This window comes from Duganella sp. Root1480D1, from assembly GCF_001427305.1.
GTDB lineage: Bacteria > Pseudomonadota > Gammaproteobacteria > Burkholderiales > Burkholderiaceae_D > Rugamonas.
Map to the genome: position 1 here is coordinate 74,676 of NZ_LMFZ01000006.1, position 15,831 is coordinate 90,506.

15 protein-coding genes are annotated in these 15,831 nt (G+C 65.3%); 7 read left to right on the forward strand and 8 right to left on the reverse strand.

What is annotated here, in order from left to right; genetic code table 11:
* Positions 1 to 3: 3 nt before the first annotated feature.
* The 6 genes from kduD (at position 4) to ASD58_RS08440 (ending at position 6,304) form a co-directional block, all read left to right on the forward strand.
* A complete protein-coding gene (gene kduD, locus ASD58_RS08415) occupies positions 4 to 762 on the forward strand; it encodes a 2-dehydro-3-deoxy-D-gluconate 5-dehydrogenase KduD (RefSeq protein WP_057260669.1) in 759 nt (252 codons plus the stop codon).
* The gene (locus tag ASD58_RS08420; RefSeq protein WP_057260670.1) at positions 759 to 1,766 is read left to right on the forward strand and encodes a sugar kinase; all 1,008 of its coding nucleotides are present in this window, start codon (positions 759 to 761) and stop codon (positions 1,764 to 1,766) included. Before kduD ends, ASD58_RS08420 begins: the two co-directional genes overlap by 4 nt.
* Positions 1,753 to 2,817 (forward strand): hypothetical protein, encoded by a 1,065-nt coding sequence (locus ASD58_RS08425; protein ID WP_057260671.1) that lies wholly within the window; start codon positions 1,753 to 1,755, stop codon positions 2,815 to 2,817. Before ASD58_RS08420 ends, ASD58_RS08425 begins: the two co-directional genes overlap by 14 nt.
* Positions 2,814 to 3,758: a carbohydrate kinase gene (locus ASD58_RS08430; protein WP_057260672.1), complete on the forward strand. Its 945-nt coding sequence runs from the start codon at positions 2,814 to 2,816 to the stop codon at positions 3,756 to 3,758. The genes ASD58_RS08425 and ASD58_RS08430 overlap by 4 nt, the downstream gene beginning before the upstream one ends.
* Positions 3,759 to 3,864: 106 nt before the next feature.
* Positions 3,865 to 5,133 (forward strand): oligosaccharide MFS transporter, encoded by a 1,269-nt coding sequence (locus ASD58_RS08435; protein WP_057260673.1) that lies wholly within the window; start codon positions 3,865 to 3,867, stop codon positions 5,131 to 5,133.
* Positions 5,102 to 6,304: a glycoside hydrolase family 88 protein gene (locus ASD58_RS08440; RefSeq protein ID WP_082565300.1), complete on the forward strand. Its 1,203-nt coding sequence runs from the start codon at positions 5,102 to 5,104 to the stop codon at positions 6,302 to 6,304. Before ASD58_RS08435 ends, ASD58_RS08440 begins: the two co-directional genes overlap by 32 nt.
* Positions 6,305 to 6,306: 2 nt before the next feature.
* Here the strand turns inward: ASD58_RS08440 and ASD58_RS08445 are convergent, their stop codons facing one another.
* The 3 genes from ASD58_RS08445 to ASD58_RS08455 form a co-directional block, all read right to left on the reverse strand.
* A complete protein-coding gene (locus tag ASD58_RS08445; protein WP_057260674.1) occupies positions 6,307 to 7,356 on the reverse strand; it encodes a LacI family DNA-binding transcriptional regulator in 1,050 nt (349 codons plus the stop codon).
* A gap of 118 nt (positions 7,357 to 7,474) precedes the next feature.
* The gene (locus tag ASD58_RS08450) at positions 7,475 to 8,065 is read right to left on the reverse strand and encodes a UdgX family uracil-DNA binding protein (RefSeq protein WP_082565301.1); all 591 of its coding nucleotides are present in this window, start codon (positions 8,063 to 8,065) and stop codon (positions 7,475 to 7,477) included.
* A gap of 19 nt (positions 8,066 to 8,084) precedes the next feature.
* Positions 8,085 to 9,539 carry an NAD(P)/FAD-dependent oxidoreductase gene (locus ASD58_RS08455; RefSeq protein ID WP_057260676.1) on the reverse strand — a complete coding sequence of 485 codons (1,455 nt, stop codon included), beginning with the start codon at positions 9,537 to 9,539 and terminating at the stop codon, positions 8,085 to 8,087.
* A 67-nt stretch (positions 9,540 to 9,606) separates the two neighbouring features.
* On the opposite strand from ASD58_RS08455, the gene ASD58_RS08460 reads away from it, so the two are divergent.
* Positions 9,607 to 10,515, forward strand: coding sequence for an alpha/beta fold hydrolase (locus ASD58_RS08460; RefSeq protein ID WP_057260677.1), 909 nt, complete (start codon positions 9,607 to 9,609; stop codon positions 10,513 to 10,515).
* On the opposite strand, the gene ASD58_RS08465 is transcribed toward ASD58_RS08460, so the two are convergent.
* The 5 genes from ASD58_RS08465 to dnaK all read right to left on the reverse strand — a co-directional run bounded on the left by ASD58_RS08465 (position 10,501) and on the right by dnaK (position 15,826).
* A complete protein-coding gene (locus ASD58_RS08465; protein WP_057260678.1) occupies positions 10,501 to 10,980 on the reverse strand; it encodes a hypothetical protein in 480 nt (159 codons plus the stop codon). The two genes, ASD58_RS08460 and ASD58_RS08465, sit on opposite strands and share 15 nt — an antisense overlap.
* 21 nt (positions 10,981 to 11,001) lie before the next feature.
* On the reverse strand, positions 11,002 to 11,781 hold the full coding sequence (locus ASD58_RS08470; protein WP_057260679.1) for a hypothetical protein: 780 nt from the start codon (positions 11,779 to 11,781) through the stop codon (positions 11,002 to 11,004).
* 235 nt (positions 11,782 to 12,016) lie between these two features.
* The gene (locus tag ASD58_RS08475) at positions 12,017 to 12,670 is read right to left on the reverse strand and encodes a carbonic anhydrase (protein ID WP_057260680.1); all 654 of its coding nucleotides are present in this window, start codon (positions 12,668 to 12,670) and stop codon (positions 12,017 to 12,019) included.
* 5 nt (positions 12,671 to 12,675) lie between these two features.
* The gene (gene dnaJ, locus ASD58_RS08480) at positions 12,676 to 13,800 is read right to left on the reverse strand and encodes a molecular chaperone DnaJ (RefSeq protein WP_057260681.1); all 1,125 of its coding nucleotides are present in this window, start codon (positions 13,798 to 13,800) and stop codon (positions 12,676 to 12,678) included.
* Positions 13,801 to 13,885: 85 nt separating this feature from the next.
* Positions 13,886 to 15,826 (reverse strand): molecular chaperone DnaK, encoded by a 1,941-nt coding sequence (gene dnaK, locus ASD58_RS08485; RefSeq protein ID WP_057260682.1) that lies wholly within the window; start codon positions 15,824 to 15,826, stop codon positions 13,886 to 13,888.
* Positions 15,827 to 15,831 lie beyond the last annotated feature (5 nt).

The following is a 15,831-nucleotide window of genomic DNA, read 5'->3' on the forward strand; positions in this document are numbered from 1 at the left end:
CCAATGCAAGCACTATTCGACCTGTCCGGCCGTGTGGCGCTGGTGAGCGGCGCCAACACGGGCCTGGGCCAGGCGATTGCCGTGGCACTGGCCCGGGCCGGCGCCGACATCGTGGCCGCCGGCCGCAGCGCCGCCGACGAAACGGCGGCGCAAGTGGCCGCTGCCGGGCGCGACTTCCTGTTCCTGCAGGCCGACTTCGCCGAGGGCGCGTCCAGCATGCGGCAACTGGCCGACGCCGCCCATGCCTGGCGCGGGCGACTCGACATCCTGGTCAACAATGCCGGCACCATCCACCGTGCCGACAGCCTGGCGGTCAGCGAAGACGACTGGGACCGCGTGGTCGATACCAACCTCAAGGCGCCGTTCTTCCTGTCGCAGGCCGCAGCCCGCCACATGGCGCGCCAGGGCAGCGGCAAGATCGTCAACATCGCTTCCATGCTGTCGTTCCAGGGCGGGCTGCGGGTACCGGCCTATGCCGCAAGCAAGAGCGCCGTCGCAGGCTTGACGCGCGCCCTGGCCAATGAATGGGCGCAGGCCGGCATCAACGTCAACGCAATCGCACCGGGCTACTTCGAAACCAATAACACGGCGCCGCTGCGCGACGACCCGCAGCGCGCACCGGCGATCCTGGCACGCATTCCGGCGGCACGCTGGGGACAGCCCGGCGACCTGGCCGGCGCCGCGGTATTCCTGGCCAGCCGTGCCAGCGAATATGTGCACGGCATCGTGCTGCCGGTCGACGGCGGATGGCTGGCGCGATGAGGGGCCGTATCGTCTGCTTCGGCGAAGTGCTGCTGCGCCTGTCGGCGCCGAGCGGCCAGTTGCTGCTGCAAACGCCGCGGCTCGACACCTGCATCGGCGGGGCCGAAGCCAATGTGGCGGTATCGCTGGCGCGCTTTGGCCACCAGGCCGCAATGGCCGGCACCCTGCCCGAAAATGCGCTGGGCCAGGCGGCCCGCGACGCCTTGCGCATGCATGGCGTCGCCGTGGATGGCTTGCGCTTTGCGCCAGGGCGCATGGGCCTGTACTTCGTGACGCCGGGCGCCGTACTGCGCCCGTCCGAGATCGTGTACGACCGTGCCGGCTCCGCCTTTGCGCAGGCGGCGGCAGATGCCTACGACTGGCCTTCCTTGCTGGTGGGTGCCGCCTGGCTGCATGTGTCGGGCGTGTCGCCCGCCGTCGGCGGGCAGGCGGCGCTAGCCGTGCTGGGAGCGATGGAGGCGGCACGCGCGCTGGGCGTGCAGGTTTCCTTCGATGGCAATTACCGCGCCTCGCTGTGGGCCGCGCGCGGCTGCGACGGCGCCGAGGTGCTGCACGGCCTGCTGTCCCATGCCGACCTGGCCTTTGCCGACCAGCGCGATATTGCACTGGCGCTGGGCCAGCCCGGCCTGGCCCAGGCCGGACGCGGCGCTGAAGCGGCGCTGGCATGCTTTGCCGCCTTCCCCCACCTGCGGCGCCTGGCCGCCACGCAGCGGGTGCAGGACAGCGTCGACCGGCACCAGCTGTCGGCCACGCTGTACACCCGCGCTGCCCTGCTGCAGGCGGGCAGCTATGCCATGCATGGCATCGTCGAGCGCATCGGCGGCGGCGACGCCTTCGCTGCAGGCCTGCTGCATGGCCTGCACAGCGGCCACACCGAGCAGGAGACGCTGGAATTCGCACTGGCCGCCGCCGTGGCCAAGCACAGCATCGCCGGCGATTTCAACCTGGCCAGCGCGGCGCAAGTGGAAGCCGTGCGCAACGGGAGGCTCGATGTGCGCCGCTGACCGCGCCGCCGAACGCGCCGCGCTCGGGCCATGGCGCCTGTCCTGGGCTCATGGCAGCGCCGAGGTGCAGGCCATGGGCGGCATGCTCGGCCCCGTGCAATTCCGCCTGGACGACGAGCGCGAGCTGGACGTCATGCACGTGGCGCCCTGGTCCGGCCTGACCCGCGCCAGTGCCCTGCCTGGCATGCTGCGCCGCCTGCGCGGCGAGTGGCCATGCATTCCTTTCGGCCGCACCGACGCGCCAAGCGCCTTGCCGCCCGGCTGGCAGTTACGCAGCGCCGGCGACGCCTGGGGCCACGGCTACGCCGCCAACCACCGCTGGCACTGCCTGCATGCCGATGCCGGCCGCGTGCACCTCGCGCTCGACTACCCCGCCGGTTCGGCGGTGGCGCGCGTCGAACGCACCATTACAGCCGCCCCCCATGCCGCCGCCCTCGATATTTCGCTGACGGTATGGGCGCGCCGCGCCACGCGCCTGCCGCTCGGCCTGCACCCCACTTTCCGGCTGCCGCCGGCAGCGCGCCGCGTGCGCCTGCTGCTGGGCCGCCACCATGGCATCCACAGCTACCCGGTGCTGGCAAGCGATTCGGTGACGCGGCTGCAGCCCGACACCTGTTCCGCCGACCTGTCGGCACTGGCCGGCATCGACGGCCCGCTCGACCTAAGCCACCTGCCGGCCGACGGCGTGTTCGAAGAACTGCTGCAAGCGCGCGCACTGCAGGCCGCAGCAGGCGCCCCACCGTTCGCCCTGCATTACCTCGATTACGACGCCTGCGTCGGCCTGTGGTGGGATACGGCGCAGCTGCCCGACCTGCTGCTATGGGTCAGCAACGGCGGGCGCCAGCGCTTCCCTTGGCAGGGCCGCCACCTGGCCCTTGGCGCGGAGCCGGTCAACAGCTTGTTCGACCTGGGCCGCGTCGCCACGGCGCCGGCCGGCCACGCGCTGGCCGACCGCACCGGCATTGCACTCGATCCTGCCGCGCCGTGGCACACCACTTACCGCATCGCCGCCTGGCAGGCCGGCCATGGCGCTGCCGGAGGGGCGCCATGAACCGGCTGCCGCAATTCGTCGCCGCCGGCGAAGCCCTGACCGACTTGCTGCGCAGCGGCCCTGCCGCCTGGAGCAGCCAGGCTGGCGGCTCCGCCTGGAACGTGGCGCGCGTCGTGGCGAAACTCGGCATCCCGAGCGCCTTTGCCGGCGCCGTCAGCCGCGACGTGTTCGGCGCCGAACTGGCCGCCGCCACCAGCGCTGCCGGCCTCGACCCGCGCTTCCTGCAGCAGGTCGAGCGTGCGCCGCTGCTGGCCGTGGTGCATGAGCTGGAGCCGCCGCGCTATTTCTTCATCGGCGACGACAGCGCCGACCTGCATTTCGATGCCGCGCAACTGCCGCGCGGCTGGCAGCGGGCGGCACGCTGGGTCCATTTCGGGGGCATCAGCCTGGCGCGCGAACCGCTGGCCGGCAAGCTGCTGGCCCTGGCCGCGGAGCTGAAGGCGCAAGGCGCTGCGATCAGCTACGACCCCAATTTTCGCGCCATGATGGATGAACGCTACGACGCCACGCTGCAGCGCATGGCAGCCCTGGCCGACGTCATCAAGGTATCGGATGCAGATTTGCGCGGCCTGTTCCGGCTCGCCCCCGATGCCGATGCCCAAGCCTGTTCCAGCGCGCTGGCCGGGCTGCGCAAGCTCAATCCCGCCGCCACCATCCTGTACACCCTGGGCCAACAGGGCGCGCGCCTGCTGCGCCATGGCCATGCCTGGCATGCACCAGCGCCGCGGGTGAGCGTGACCGACAGCATCGGCGCCGGCGACGCCAGCATCGGCGCCCTGCTGTTCAGCTTGATGCAGTACCCCATGCGCGAGGATGGTGCCCACCTGCGCTTTGCCGTGGCCGCCGGCGCTGCCGCGTGCACCGCCGCCGGCGCCAGCCCGCCATCGCTGGCCCAGGTCGAAAGCCTGCTGGTGGCAGCGCATTTACCGGAGGCAGGTTGACATGCAAAGCACACCGGCACTGCCGGCAGCCTTGGCGCCTGCGATATCGCCGCGCGCCGCAAGCGCAGACGCACCCCACTAACCAGACAACAGGCAGGACGACACCATGAGCACCCAGCAGTCTCACTTCCGCTTCCTGTGCAGTTTCGTTTTCGTGTTCTTCTTCGCGCAGGCGATGAGCATTTCGCTGCTGGCCCTGTGGCTGCGCAGCAGCCTGCAATTGAACGGAACGCAAGCCGGCATCGTGTTCTCGGCCAATTTCGTGGCCGCCATGTGTTCGCAGCCCGTATATGGCTTCATTTCCGACCGCGTCGGCCTGCGCAAGCACGTCCTGTGGTTCGTGGCCGGCCTGGTCACGCTGTGCGGCCTGTTCTTCACCCTGGCCTATGCGCCGCTGCTGAAGGCGAACATTGTCGCCGGCGCCATCCTGGGCGGCATCTATCTTGGCGTGACCTTCATCGCCGGCAGCTACGCACTGGAATCCTACGTCGACCGCATCGGCCGCCGCCATGGCTTTGAATACAGCCGCGTCAGGCTGTGGGGCTCGCTCGGCTTTGCCAGCGCCGCGCTGGTGAGCGGCCGCCTGTTCAACATCGACCCGTCCATCAACTTCTTCTGCGCCTCGGCCGCCGGCCTGGTGCTGCTTGGCATGCTGCTGTTCTGGCGCACCGGCGGCAGTGCCGGCGCAGCGCCTGCGCAAGCCGGGCAGGTAGTGCGCCTGGCCGAAGCGCTCGCCTTGCTGCGCAACGGCCAGTTCTGGCGCTTTATGGTGTTCATCCTCGGGGTCACCAACCTGTACCTGGTGTTCGACCAGCAGTTCCCCAGCTACTTCACCAGCCTGTTCGCCGACCCGCAAACCGGCGCCGCCATGTTCGGTTACCTGAATTCCCTGCAGATCTTCATTGAAGCGGGCGGCCTGTTCGTGGCGCCGCTGCTGGTCAAACGCATCGGCGCCAAGCGCGGCCTGCTGCTGGCGGGCAGCATCATGCTGCTGCGCATCGCCGGTTCCGGCCTGGCGGCCGGCCCGCTCAGCATCTCCGCCATGAAACTGCTGCACTCCGTCGAACTGCCGATCCTGGTGGTATCGGTGTTCCGCTACATCGCCTGCCATTTCGATAACCGCCTGGCCTCGACCATCTATATGGTGGGCGTCAGCTTCGGCCATTCGCTCGGCCTGGCCATCCTGTCGCCGCTGGCCGGCAAGGGCTACGACCTGATCGGCTTCTCCAACAGCTACCTGGCGATGGCCGGCCTGGGACTGGCGTTCCTGCTGCTGTCGGCATGGCTGCTCTCGCCCACCGCGCCGGAAATCGCGCGCACCGCACAACCCAAGGAGTCACTGCATGTCCCCATCCCTGAACAGCGCACGCATTGAAGCGCTGGCCAGCGAACGCCTGCCCCAGCGCTGGAACGGCGCCATCGACCGCGCCCTGCTGGCGCGCGCCACGGCCCAGGTGCTGCTGTCGATCGACCGCAACCTGCAGTATTTCGGCGAACGGTTTCCCGCACCGTCGACCAGCGGCCAGGTGTATCCGGCCATCGGCAACGTGGAATGGACCAACGGCTTCTGGAGCGGCATGCTGTGGCTGGCCTACGAACTGTCCGGCGCCGACCATTACCGCGCCGCGGCGGAGCGCCAGGTGCGCAGCTTCCACGCACGCCAGGCCAATCGCCAGGAAACCAACCATCACGACCTGGGCTTCCTTTACAGCCTGTCCTGCGTGGCCGCGCACCGGCTGACCGGCGATCCGCTGGCTGCGGAAGCGGCGATGGGCGCAGCGCGCCTGCTGCTGGAACGCTACCTGCCGAAGGCCGGCATCATCCAGGCCTGGGGCGAGTTGAGCGATCCGGCGCAGCAGGGCCGCATGATCATCGACTGCAACCTGAACCTGCCCCTGCTGTACTGGGCCAGCGAACATAGCGGCGACCCGTCCTTCCGCGCGGCGGCCGAGCGCCACATCGAGGCCGCCGCGCGCCATATCGTGCGGCCGGACGGTTCCACCTTCCACACCTTCTTTTTCGACCCCGCCAGCGGCCGGCCGCTGCAGGGCAAGACGCACCAGGGTTTTGCCGACGACTCATGCTGGGCGCGCGGCCAGGCCTGGGGCATCGCCGGCTTTCCGCTGGCGTACCGCTATAACAGCGACAGCCGGCTGCTGGACCTGGCCCAGGTGCTGGCCAACTACTACCTCAATCGCCTGCCGCAGGATGGCATCTGCTACTGGGACCTGATGTTCACTTCCGGCAGCGAAGAACGCGATAGTTCGGCGGCAGCGATCGCCGCCTGCGGCTTGCTGGAACTGGCGCCCCGCCTGGCGCCCGGCAACCCGCTACGGGACTCGTACCAGGCGGCGGCCGTTGGCATAGTGCAGGAACTGGCGCAACATTACCTGAACCAGGCAGCCGCGCCGGGCAGCGGCTTGCTGCAGCATGCGGTCTACCATAAGCCGCATGGCGTCGGCGTCGACGAATGTTGCATCTGGGGCGATTACTTCTTCCTGGAAGCGCTGGTGCGCCTGCAGCGCGACTGGCAGCCTTACTGGTAAGCTCAGGCGCCGCCGCCCGACGACTCGCGCGCGACCAGGGTATAAGGCAGCAGGCGGTGCGCCGCCTGGCGCGGCTCGCCCGCGCGGCGGCAGCGGATCTGGTCGACCAGCAGGTCGACCGCCACGCGCGCCATGTCGCCGATCGGCTGGTGAATGGTGGTCAATTCCGGCCACACGGTGGTGGCAACAGGCGTGTCGTCGAAGCCGCAGACGGTCAGGTCTTCCGGCACCTGCAGGTGCATGCCGTGCGCCACCGCGATCACCGCCGCTGCCATATCGTCGTTGCTGGCGAAGATGGCGCTCGGGCGCGGCTCTTGCGCCAGCAGGTTGCGCGCTGCCGCCAGCCCGGAACGATAGGTGAACAGGCCTTGTGCCACGCGCTGCGGCGGCACGGCCAGCCCGGCCTCTTCCATGGTGGTGACGAAAGCCTGGTAGCGCAGTTGCGCCGGGGTGTGCTCGGGATCGCCCTTGATGAAGGCAATGTCCTTGTGCCCGAGCGAAAGCAGGTAGCGCGTCATGGTGCGCGCACCTTCATAGTCGTCGATGCGCACTGCAGCCACGCTGCTGACCGGGCGCGCGGTGGCCACCGCCACGCAAGGCATGCCGATTTCATCGAGCTGGCGCAATGCTTCCGGCGCGTCGCACAAGGGCGGCGGCACCAGGATGCCGTCCGCACCTTCAGCAATCAGGCGCTCGATGGCGCGGCGCTGGCTGGACAGCCCGTCGCAGCGCTCCAGCAGGAGCTGGGCGCCATTCTGGCTGCACTGGTCCATCGCACCCACCAGCAGCGCGCTCAGGAAGGCGGCCGACGGGTTGCTGTACAACAGGCCGACGCGCAAGGTACCAATACGCGCCGCGCGCGCCGCCTGGTTGACCTGGTATTTGAGGGTGGAGATGGCGGCCAGCACCTTGTCGCGCGTGGCCTCGCTGACGTGGACGTTGCCATTGATGACGCGCGACACCGTCATGGCCGAGACCCCGGCCAGGCGCGCCACGTCGTACACGGTGGCGCCGCCGGGGCCGCGCTCACCCTGTTTGTTTACATCATCCATATTTGAATTAGCCAGCAATGAAGTTCGCAAGGATTATCGCATTATCAAGCCGCATCGGCCAGCTGCGCGGGTTTCAGGAAATGCCACAATAGCAAGCGGCGGCCGCGCTGACAACGCATCAGAGCAAGCGCTTGGCTTGCAGCAGGGCGTCGACGATGGCCCGGCGGGCGGCGGCGCGCGCTTCGCTGGAGGGAACGCGCAGGGCATAGGCAGGATGGTAGGTGGCGATGATCCAGCGTCCGCCGCGTTCGACGGGCTGGCCCATATAGTCTTTCAGTGCCACGCTGCCGCTTTGCAGGATGGACTTCAGGGCCGTCGCGCCGAGGGCGACGATGACGTCCGGTGCCACGCTTTCCAGTTCCGCCTCAAGCCAGTAGTGGCAGGCCGCGACTTCCTTCTGCGCGGGCGTCTTGTGCATGCGGCGCTTGCCGCGCGGCTCCCACTTAAAGTGCTTGACCGCATTGGTGATGTAGACCTGGCGGCGGTCGATGCCGGCTGCCTCCAGTGCGTCGTCGAGCAAGTCGCCGGCGGGACCGACGAAGGGCTTGCCGGCCAGGTCTTCCTGGTCGCCCGGCTGCTCACCGACCAGCATCAGCTTGGCGCGGCGCGCGCCTTGCCCGCCGACCGGCTGCGTGGCATTGCGCCACAAGTCGCAGCGGCGGCACTCATCCAGCGTGGCTGGCTGTTGCGCGTCCGGCTTGGCTTTCATCAGCCCATTGTACGAAGCTTCAGGCCGAGCGGCGCACGATGTAACTGCCGATATCGAAACGCCGCGTGATGTGGCGGTAGTGGAAAGTGAAGCCAGGCCATATCACCAGGTTGCGGCCGCGCGAATCGACGTACCAGCTCTTGCAGCCGGTGTGCCACACGGTGCCCTTGAGCCTCTGCTGCAGCTTGCGGTTGTATGCACCCTGTACTTCCGCCTGCACCTCGACCGAGTGCAGGCCGTCGCGCAACAGGCGGCGCACGCCGTCCACCGCATAGCGCGCGCCGGATTCGATCATGTAGACCATCGAGTTATGGCCCAGCAGGGTATTCGGCCCCGTGATCATGAAAAAGTTGGGGAAGCCCGTCACGGTGGCGCCTTTGTATGCGCCTGCGCCTTGCTCCAGCGCCTGCGCGAAACTGCAGCCGCCGCGCCCACGCAGCTCGATCGGGCCGTAGGCGTGTTCGACGTCGAAACCGGTGGCGTAGATGATGACGTCGACCGGGCGTTCTTCGCCGCTGCCGGTGACGATGCTGTGCTCACGCACTTCGCGGATGCCGTCTTTCAGCACCGCCACATTGGGTCGCGATAGCGCTGGATAGTAGTCATTGGTCAGCAGCACGCGCTTGCAGCCCAGCGTGTAATCAGGCACCAGCTTGGCGCGCAGTTGCGGATCGGCGACCTGGCGCTTCAGGTGGCGCATGGCCTGCCATTGCATGATCTTTGCCAGCGCCGGCAGGAAAATGAACAGCACTACGCGCGATTCGAACTGCACATAGTGTTTGGCCCGGTATAGCAGTTGCAGCGGGCGCACGCGGTCCAGCAGCCATTGCTCGACGCGCGTGATGGCGCGGTCGGGCCGTGGCAGCACCCAATGTGCGGTGCGCTGGTAGTGGTCAAGCTGTTGCACTTGCGGCTGGATCTCCGGCACGAACTGCACCGCGCTGGCGCCGCTGCCGATCACGGCCACGCGCTTGCCGCGCAAGTCGACGCCATGGTCCCACTGCGCCGAATGGAAGCTGAGGCCCTGGAAGCGTTCCATGCCGGGGAATTGCGGCTTGCTGGGGCGGCCCAGCAGGCCAATGGCGAAGATCACCGCGCGCGCGGTCAGCTCGCCCTTGCTGGTCGCGATGCGCCAACGGCCGGCCGCCTCGTCGAACTGCGCGGAGTGCAGCGCCGTGCCGAGGCGCAGGTGCCGCTCCAGGTCGTGTTCGCGCACCACGCGCAGGGTGTATTCGAGCAGCTCGTCCTGCCGCGGGAACAGTCGGCTCCAGTGCGCGTTCTGCGCGAAGGAGAACGAGTAAAGGTGGCTGGGAATATCGCAGGCAGCGCCGGGATAAGTGTTGACGCGCCAGGTGCCGCCGAATACTTCATCTTTTTCCAGCATGATGAAGTTGTCGATGCCGGCTTCCTTCAGCTTGATTGCGCTGCATATGCCGCCAAAGCCGCTACCCACGATCACTACTTCGTAATCCATTGCCGCCCCCTGGATGGTTTGGCAGACTATAATTTTGCATTAATAACAAGTCAATACGGAGGTGCGGATGTTCTTCTTGTACGCCTTAGGCGGCGTGGCGCTGGCGCTCGCAGCGGCGGACCGGTTATTGCCAGCCCCGCTGGCCCGGGCTTCACTTGCGCTGGAGCGCAAGCGTTCCGGACTCACACTGCGGCATGCTTCCCTGCCCTATCTCGACAGCGGCACAGGCAAGGAGGTCCTGCTGCTGGTGCACGGCTTCGCCGGCGACAAGGACAACTTCACCCGCATCGCCCGCCTGCTGGCCCCGCACTTCCGCGTCGTCATTCCCGACCTGCCGGGCTTTGGCGATGCACGCCGCGATCCATCCGCGAAGCACGACATGGCGGCGCAAGTCGAAAACCTGCGAGCCTTCATGGCGGAGCTGGGCGTGCAGCGTTTCCACATGGGTGGCAACTCAATGGGTGGTTTCATCGCCGCCGAATACGCGGCACGCTACCCGAAGCAGGTGGAGAGCCTGTGGCTGCTGGCTCCCGCCGGTACGGAAGAAACGCTTGAATCCCCGGCCTTCCAGCAATATCTGGCCGGCGGCGGCATGCCGCTACTGGTGCCAGCGCCAGGCGACTTCGCAACAATGATGGCAAGCTGCATGGCTAGGCCGCCCTTCTTTCCCTATTCGCTGAAGCATGTGCTCGCGCGACGCGCGGTAGCGGACTACCCGTTGCACTGCGACCTTATGAAGCAGCTGGTGGCTTCCCCGCACCTCCGGGGGCCCATCGAAACGCCGGCGCTGATCGTGTGGGGCTCCGAAGACCGCATCCTCAGCCCGAAAGGTGGACCTGCCACCATGGCCCTGATGCCGAATGCAAGCCTTGTCGTGATGGACGGCATAGGCCACTTGCCAATGCTGGAGGCGACGGGCCGCACAGCGCGCGATTTCCTTGAATTCCGAAGCCGTGCCCCGTCAAACCCTACTTGACGGCGACCAGATGGCGTCCAGCTTACACCTCGTCGCGCCGAAATCACCGCGCGCCCGGCGTTGTTCATGGAAGGCCCACTCAGCACGATTTCTCACGTCGGTCAACGTGAATGGCCCTTGCACCTTACGTTCCGCTACGTCGATCCTGTAATACTCGCAGGTGTCGGGGAGGCGGTATTCCCAGCGATTGTTGGCGCTCTCCGCACGCAGGACAGGGCGCCTGGTGACGAGGATCCCGTCGCCTTGCACAATAAACTCTTCAACCTTCATATGGACGACAAAGCGGGATGCTCCGGCGTGCTCCTCAATGATCGAATTCTGGTCGCCACCGGAATGCGTGAAGTAATAGTCTCCTGCAATGTGTACATTCCCGTCCCGCGCTCCCGGCATTCCGAAAAGCGCCGCGATGGACACAGCAAGCCCTGGCACTAAACAAAACAGGAGTACTTTGAACGCAACTTTCATGGCTGGGGCAAGGCAGGGCCGCTATGCGGGACGGCCGGTCAGCGCAAAGGCGCGCGTTCGCTTGAGGAATTCATTGAATTGAGTGGCGTGCTCGGGGAAGCGTTCCTGGCCCTCGATGAAGATGGCCTGCGCTTCGTCGAGGTGACCCAGCTTCATCAGGCATTCGCCTTTGGAGAAGAAGGCGGACATGCCTTCCGGATTAAGGTAGAGCGATTCATCGAGGTCGCGCAGTGCCTTTTCATACAGGCCCAGTTCCATGAAGGCGAAGGCGCGCTTGTCCAGCGCGTCGGTGTAGGCCGGGTACAGTTCGATGGCCTTGCCGTATTCGTTGATGGCTTCGATGCTGCGGCCCTCAGCGGCATGCATGCCGGCGCGTTCGAAATGTTCGGTGGCGGTGCTCATGATGGCGCCGACATCCTGCCCGGTCAGGTGCACATAGAGTTCGAAGTCCATGTACTTCAGGCCTTGCAGCTCGCGCGCGGAAGCGGGCTGGTTGCCGGCCAGCTCCCAGCCCTCAGCCAATGATGCGGTGGCACGCGGCGCATGCGCCATGCGTACAGCGGCATGCGCCAGCGTATCCAACGTGGGCTTGACGGTCGACGGCTCGTAGGTCATGCAATGGGCAGTCGCGCCTTCGACAGCAAACACTTTGAGGGCGGACCAGGACTTGCCGTCCGGTGCCGGCTGGACGAGCACATCCCCAGCCTTCACGACGAGTTGCTGGCTAGGTGCGAAATTCTCCAGTCCCCTGCGCAGCGGCGTGCCCAGGGCGGCGAGGAAGGTAGCTATCGATTTACGCATATACGCGAGTGTACATGCTTTTCAATCCTCGACAGTAGGCTCGTAGCTACCGGTTCGATGAATCCAAACCCGCATTCGGCATGCTTGAGCAACGTCCGCTACGCGCAGCGCCGTATGCCGCTTCAATGGTACGCAGTGGTGCGATGTCTTCCGCTATGCAAAGGCCGTCGCAATCCTTGCACCAGGCTGGCCGCACGGGAATGGAAAAAAGGCCCGCGATTTGCGGGCCTCTGGATCAGGAAGCGTATTGCGCGAGGCGGGCTTCGAGCGAGGGCTGCAAGTCAGCCTGGGAGCTAACGTTCATGCCCAGGTCGTTCAGCAGGCCGTCCTTCAAGCCGTACACGAAACCGTGCACGGTCAGTTCCTGGCCGCGGTCCCATGCGTCCTGCACGATGGTGGTGGAGCAGACGTTGGCGACCTGCTCCACCACGTTCAGCTCGCACAGGCGCTCGCTCTGCTTGCTGACATCGTTCAGCGCGGAGCCGAGGTAGCGCTCGTGCTTTTGCGCGACGTCCTGCACGTGGCGCAGCCAGTTATCGACCAGGCCCACGCGGCCGCCGGTCAGCGCGGTGTGCACGCCCTTGCAGCCATAGTGGCCCACGATGATCACGTGCTTCACCTTCAGCACGTCGATCGAGAACTGCAGCACCGACAGCGCATTCAAATCCGAATGCACCACCACGTTGGCGATATTACGGTGCACGAACACTTTGCCTGGCGGCAGGCCAAGCAGTTCGTTTGCCGGTACGCGCGAATCGGAGCAGCCGATCCACAGATATTCCGGCCCCACCATCGACAGGTCGCGGAAGTAGTCCGGGTCCTTGGCGATTTTCGCCTCGGCCCATTTACGGTTGTTTTCCAGCAGGTGCTTCAGTACGTCGTCGCTCATGTTTGTCACTCGAAGAAGTCTTTGACCTTGTCCATGAAGGACTTGGTCTGTGGGCTATGCTTCGCACCACCCTCGGTAGTGGAACGCTCGAATTCGCGCAGCAGGTCCTTCTGCTTGTCGGTCAGCTTGACCGGGGTCTCAACGGCGACATGGCAGAACAGGTCACCCGGATAACCGGAGCGCACGCCCTTGATGCCCTTGCCCTTGAGGCGGAAGGTCTTGCCGGACTGGGTGCCGTCCGGAATGGTGAAGCTCACCTTGCCGTCCAGCGTTGGCACTTCGATTTCGCCGCCCAGCGCCGCCTTGGCGAAGCTGATCGGCATTTCGCAGTGCAGGTCGTCGCCTTCGCGCTGGAACACCGCGTGCGGCTTGATGTGGATCTCCACATACAGGTCGCCAGGCGGCCCGCCGTTGGTGCCTGGCTCGCCGTTGCCGGTGGAGCGGATGCGCATGCCGTTGTCGATGCCGACCGGGATCTTCACTTCCAGCGTCTTGTTACGCTTGATGCGGCCAGCGCCGGAGCACGATGGGCATGGCTCTGGAATGATCTTGCCCGTGCCGTGGCACTTGGGGCAGGTCTGCTGGATGCTGAAGAAGCCCTGCTGCATGCGCACCTGGCCGTGGCCGCCGCAAGTGGAACAGGTGACTGGCTGGGTGCCCGGCTTGGCGCCGGAACCGTGGCAGGTATCGCACTTGTCCCAGCTCGGCACGCGGATGGTGGTGTCGAAGCCGTGGGCGGCCTGCTCCAGGGTGATTTCCAGGTTGTAGCGCAGGTCGGCGCCGCGATAAACCTGCGGGCCGGAAGAACGGCCGCGGCCACCGCCGCCGAAAATGTCGCCGAAGATGTCGCCGAAGGCGTCGCCAAAGCCGCCGAAGCCGCCACCGCCGCCCGCTCCCATATTCGGATCAACGCCTGCGTGACCGTAACGGTCATACGCTTCGCGCTTCTCCGGGTTGGTCAGCATCTCGTAGGCCTCTTTGACCTCCTTGAACTTCTCTTCGGCCTCTTTGTTATCCGGATTGCGGTCCGGATGATATTTCATCGCGAGTTTGCGATAGGCCTTCTTGATTTCGTCTTCGGACGAGTTCTTAGCGACCCCGAGGATCTCGTAAAAATCACGCTTTGCCATGGTGTACCAATTTATGCGAAAAAGCCGAGCGAGCCCCTGATGGATGCTCGGCTCGGCAGGTCATAGAGTTGACCGGATTTGAAGCTTACTTGTTGTCTTTGACTTCCTTGAAGTCAGCGTCGACCACGTCGTCCTGTGCCGGCTTGGATTCAGCCTGTGCACCGGCACCAGCGCCTTCGGCACCGGCCGCGCCTTGCTGCGCCTGCATGTCAGCGTACATCTTCTCGCCCAGCTTCTGCGAAGCTTCGGACAGTGCTGCCACTTTGGCGTCGATCGCTGCCTTGTCGCCATCCTTGATGGTGGCTTCCAGGGCGGTGATCGCAGCTTCGATCTTCTCTTTCTCGCCGGCGTCCAGCTTGTCGCCGTACTCGGTCAGGGACTTTTTGGTCGAGTGCACCAGCGCGTCGGCCTGGTTGCGGGACTCGGCCAGTTCCTTCAGCTTCTTGTCTTCTTCCGCGTTCAGCTCGGCGTCCTTCACCATCTTCTGGATTTCCTCTTCGGACAGGCCGGAGTTTGCCTTGATGGTGATCTTGTTTTCCTTGCCGGTGGCCTTGTCTTTCGCGCCCACGTGCAGGATGCCGTTGGCGTCGATGTCGAAGGTCACTTCGATCTGCGGGGTGCCGCGTGCTGCTGGCGGGATGCCTTCCAGGTTGAATTCGCCCAGGCCTTTGTTGCCGGCAGCGATTTCGCGTTCGCCCTGGTACACCTTGATGGTGACGGCCGGCTGGTTGTCGTCGGCGGTCGAGAACACTTGCGAGAACTTGGTAGGAATCGTGGTGTTCTTGTGGATCATCTTGGTCATCACACCGCCCAGGGTTTCGATACCCAGGGACAGCGGGGTCACGTCCAGCAGCAGCAGGTCTTTGCGGTCGCCCGACAGGACTGCACCCTGGATCGCGGCGCCGACGGCCACTGCTTCATCAGGGTTCACGTCCTTGCGTGGATCCTTGCCGAAGAACTCTTTCACTTTCTCCTGCACCTTAGGCATACGGGTCATGCCGCCGACCAGGATGATGTCGTCGATGTCGGACACTTTCACGCCGGCGTCCTTGATCGCAGTGCGGCAAGGCTCGATGGTGGCGGTGATCAGTTCCTCAACCAGGGACTCCAGCTTGGCGCGGGTCATCTTCAGGTTCAGGTGGACTGGAGCGCCGTTCGCCATGGCGATGTAAGGCTCGTTGATTTCGGTCTGCTGCGAGGACGACAGTTCGATCTTGGCGCGCTCGGCCGATGCCTTGATACGCTGCAGGGCGATTGGATCCTTTTTCAGGTCCAGGCCGTTGATCTTCTTGAATTCGTCGATGATGTAGTCGATCACGCGCTGGTCGAAGTCTTCGCCGCCCAGGAAGGTGTCGCCGTTGGTCGACAGCACTTCGAACTGCTTCTCGCCGTCCACGTCGGCGATTTCGATGATCGACACGTCGAAAGTACCGCCACCCAGGTCATACACGGCGATCTTGCGGTCGCCCTTGTCGGTCTTGTCCAGGCCGAATGCCAGCGCGGCTGCGGTAGGTTCGTTGATGATGCGCTTGACTTCCAGGCCAGCGATACGGCCGGCGTCCTTGGTTGCCTGGCGCTGCGAGTCGTTGAAGTACGCAGGCACGGTGATGACCGCTTCGGTCACTTCTTCGCCCAGGTAGTCTTCCGCGGTCTTCTTCATCTTACGCAGCACTTCTGCGGAAATTTGAGGAGGAGCCAGTTTTTTGTCGCGCACGCCGATCCAGGCGTCGCCGTTGTCGGCCTTCATGATTTCGTAAGGCATCAGGGAGATGTCCTTCTGGACTTCCTTCTCCTGGAACTTGCGGCCGATCAGGCGCTTCACCGCGAACAGGGTGTTCTTTGGGTTGGTGACGGCCTGGCGTTTGGCAGGTGCACCAACCAGGATTTCGCCGTCTTCTTGATAGGCGATGATGGAAGGGGTGGTACGCGCGCCTTCCGCATTCTCGATGACCTTCGGCGCGCCATTTTCCATGATGGCGACGCAGGAGTTGGTGGTGCCCAGGTCAATACCGATGATTTTGCCCATGATTT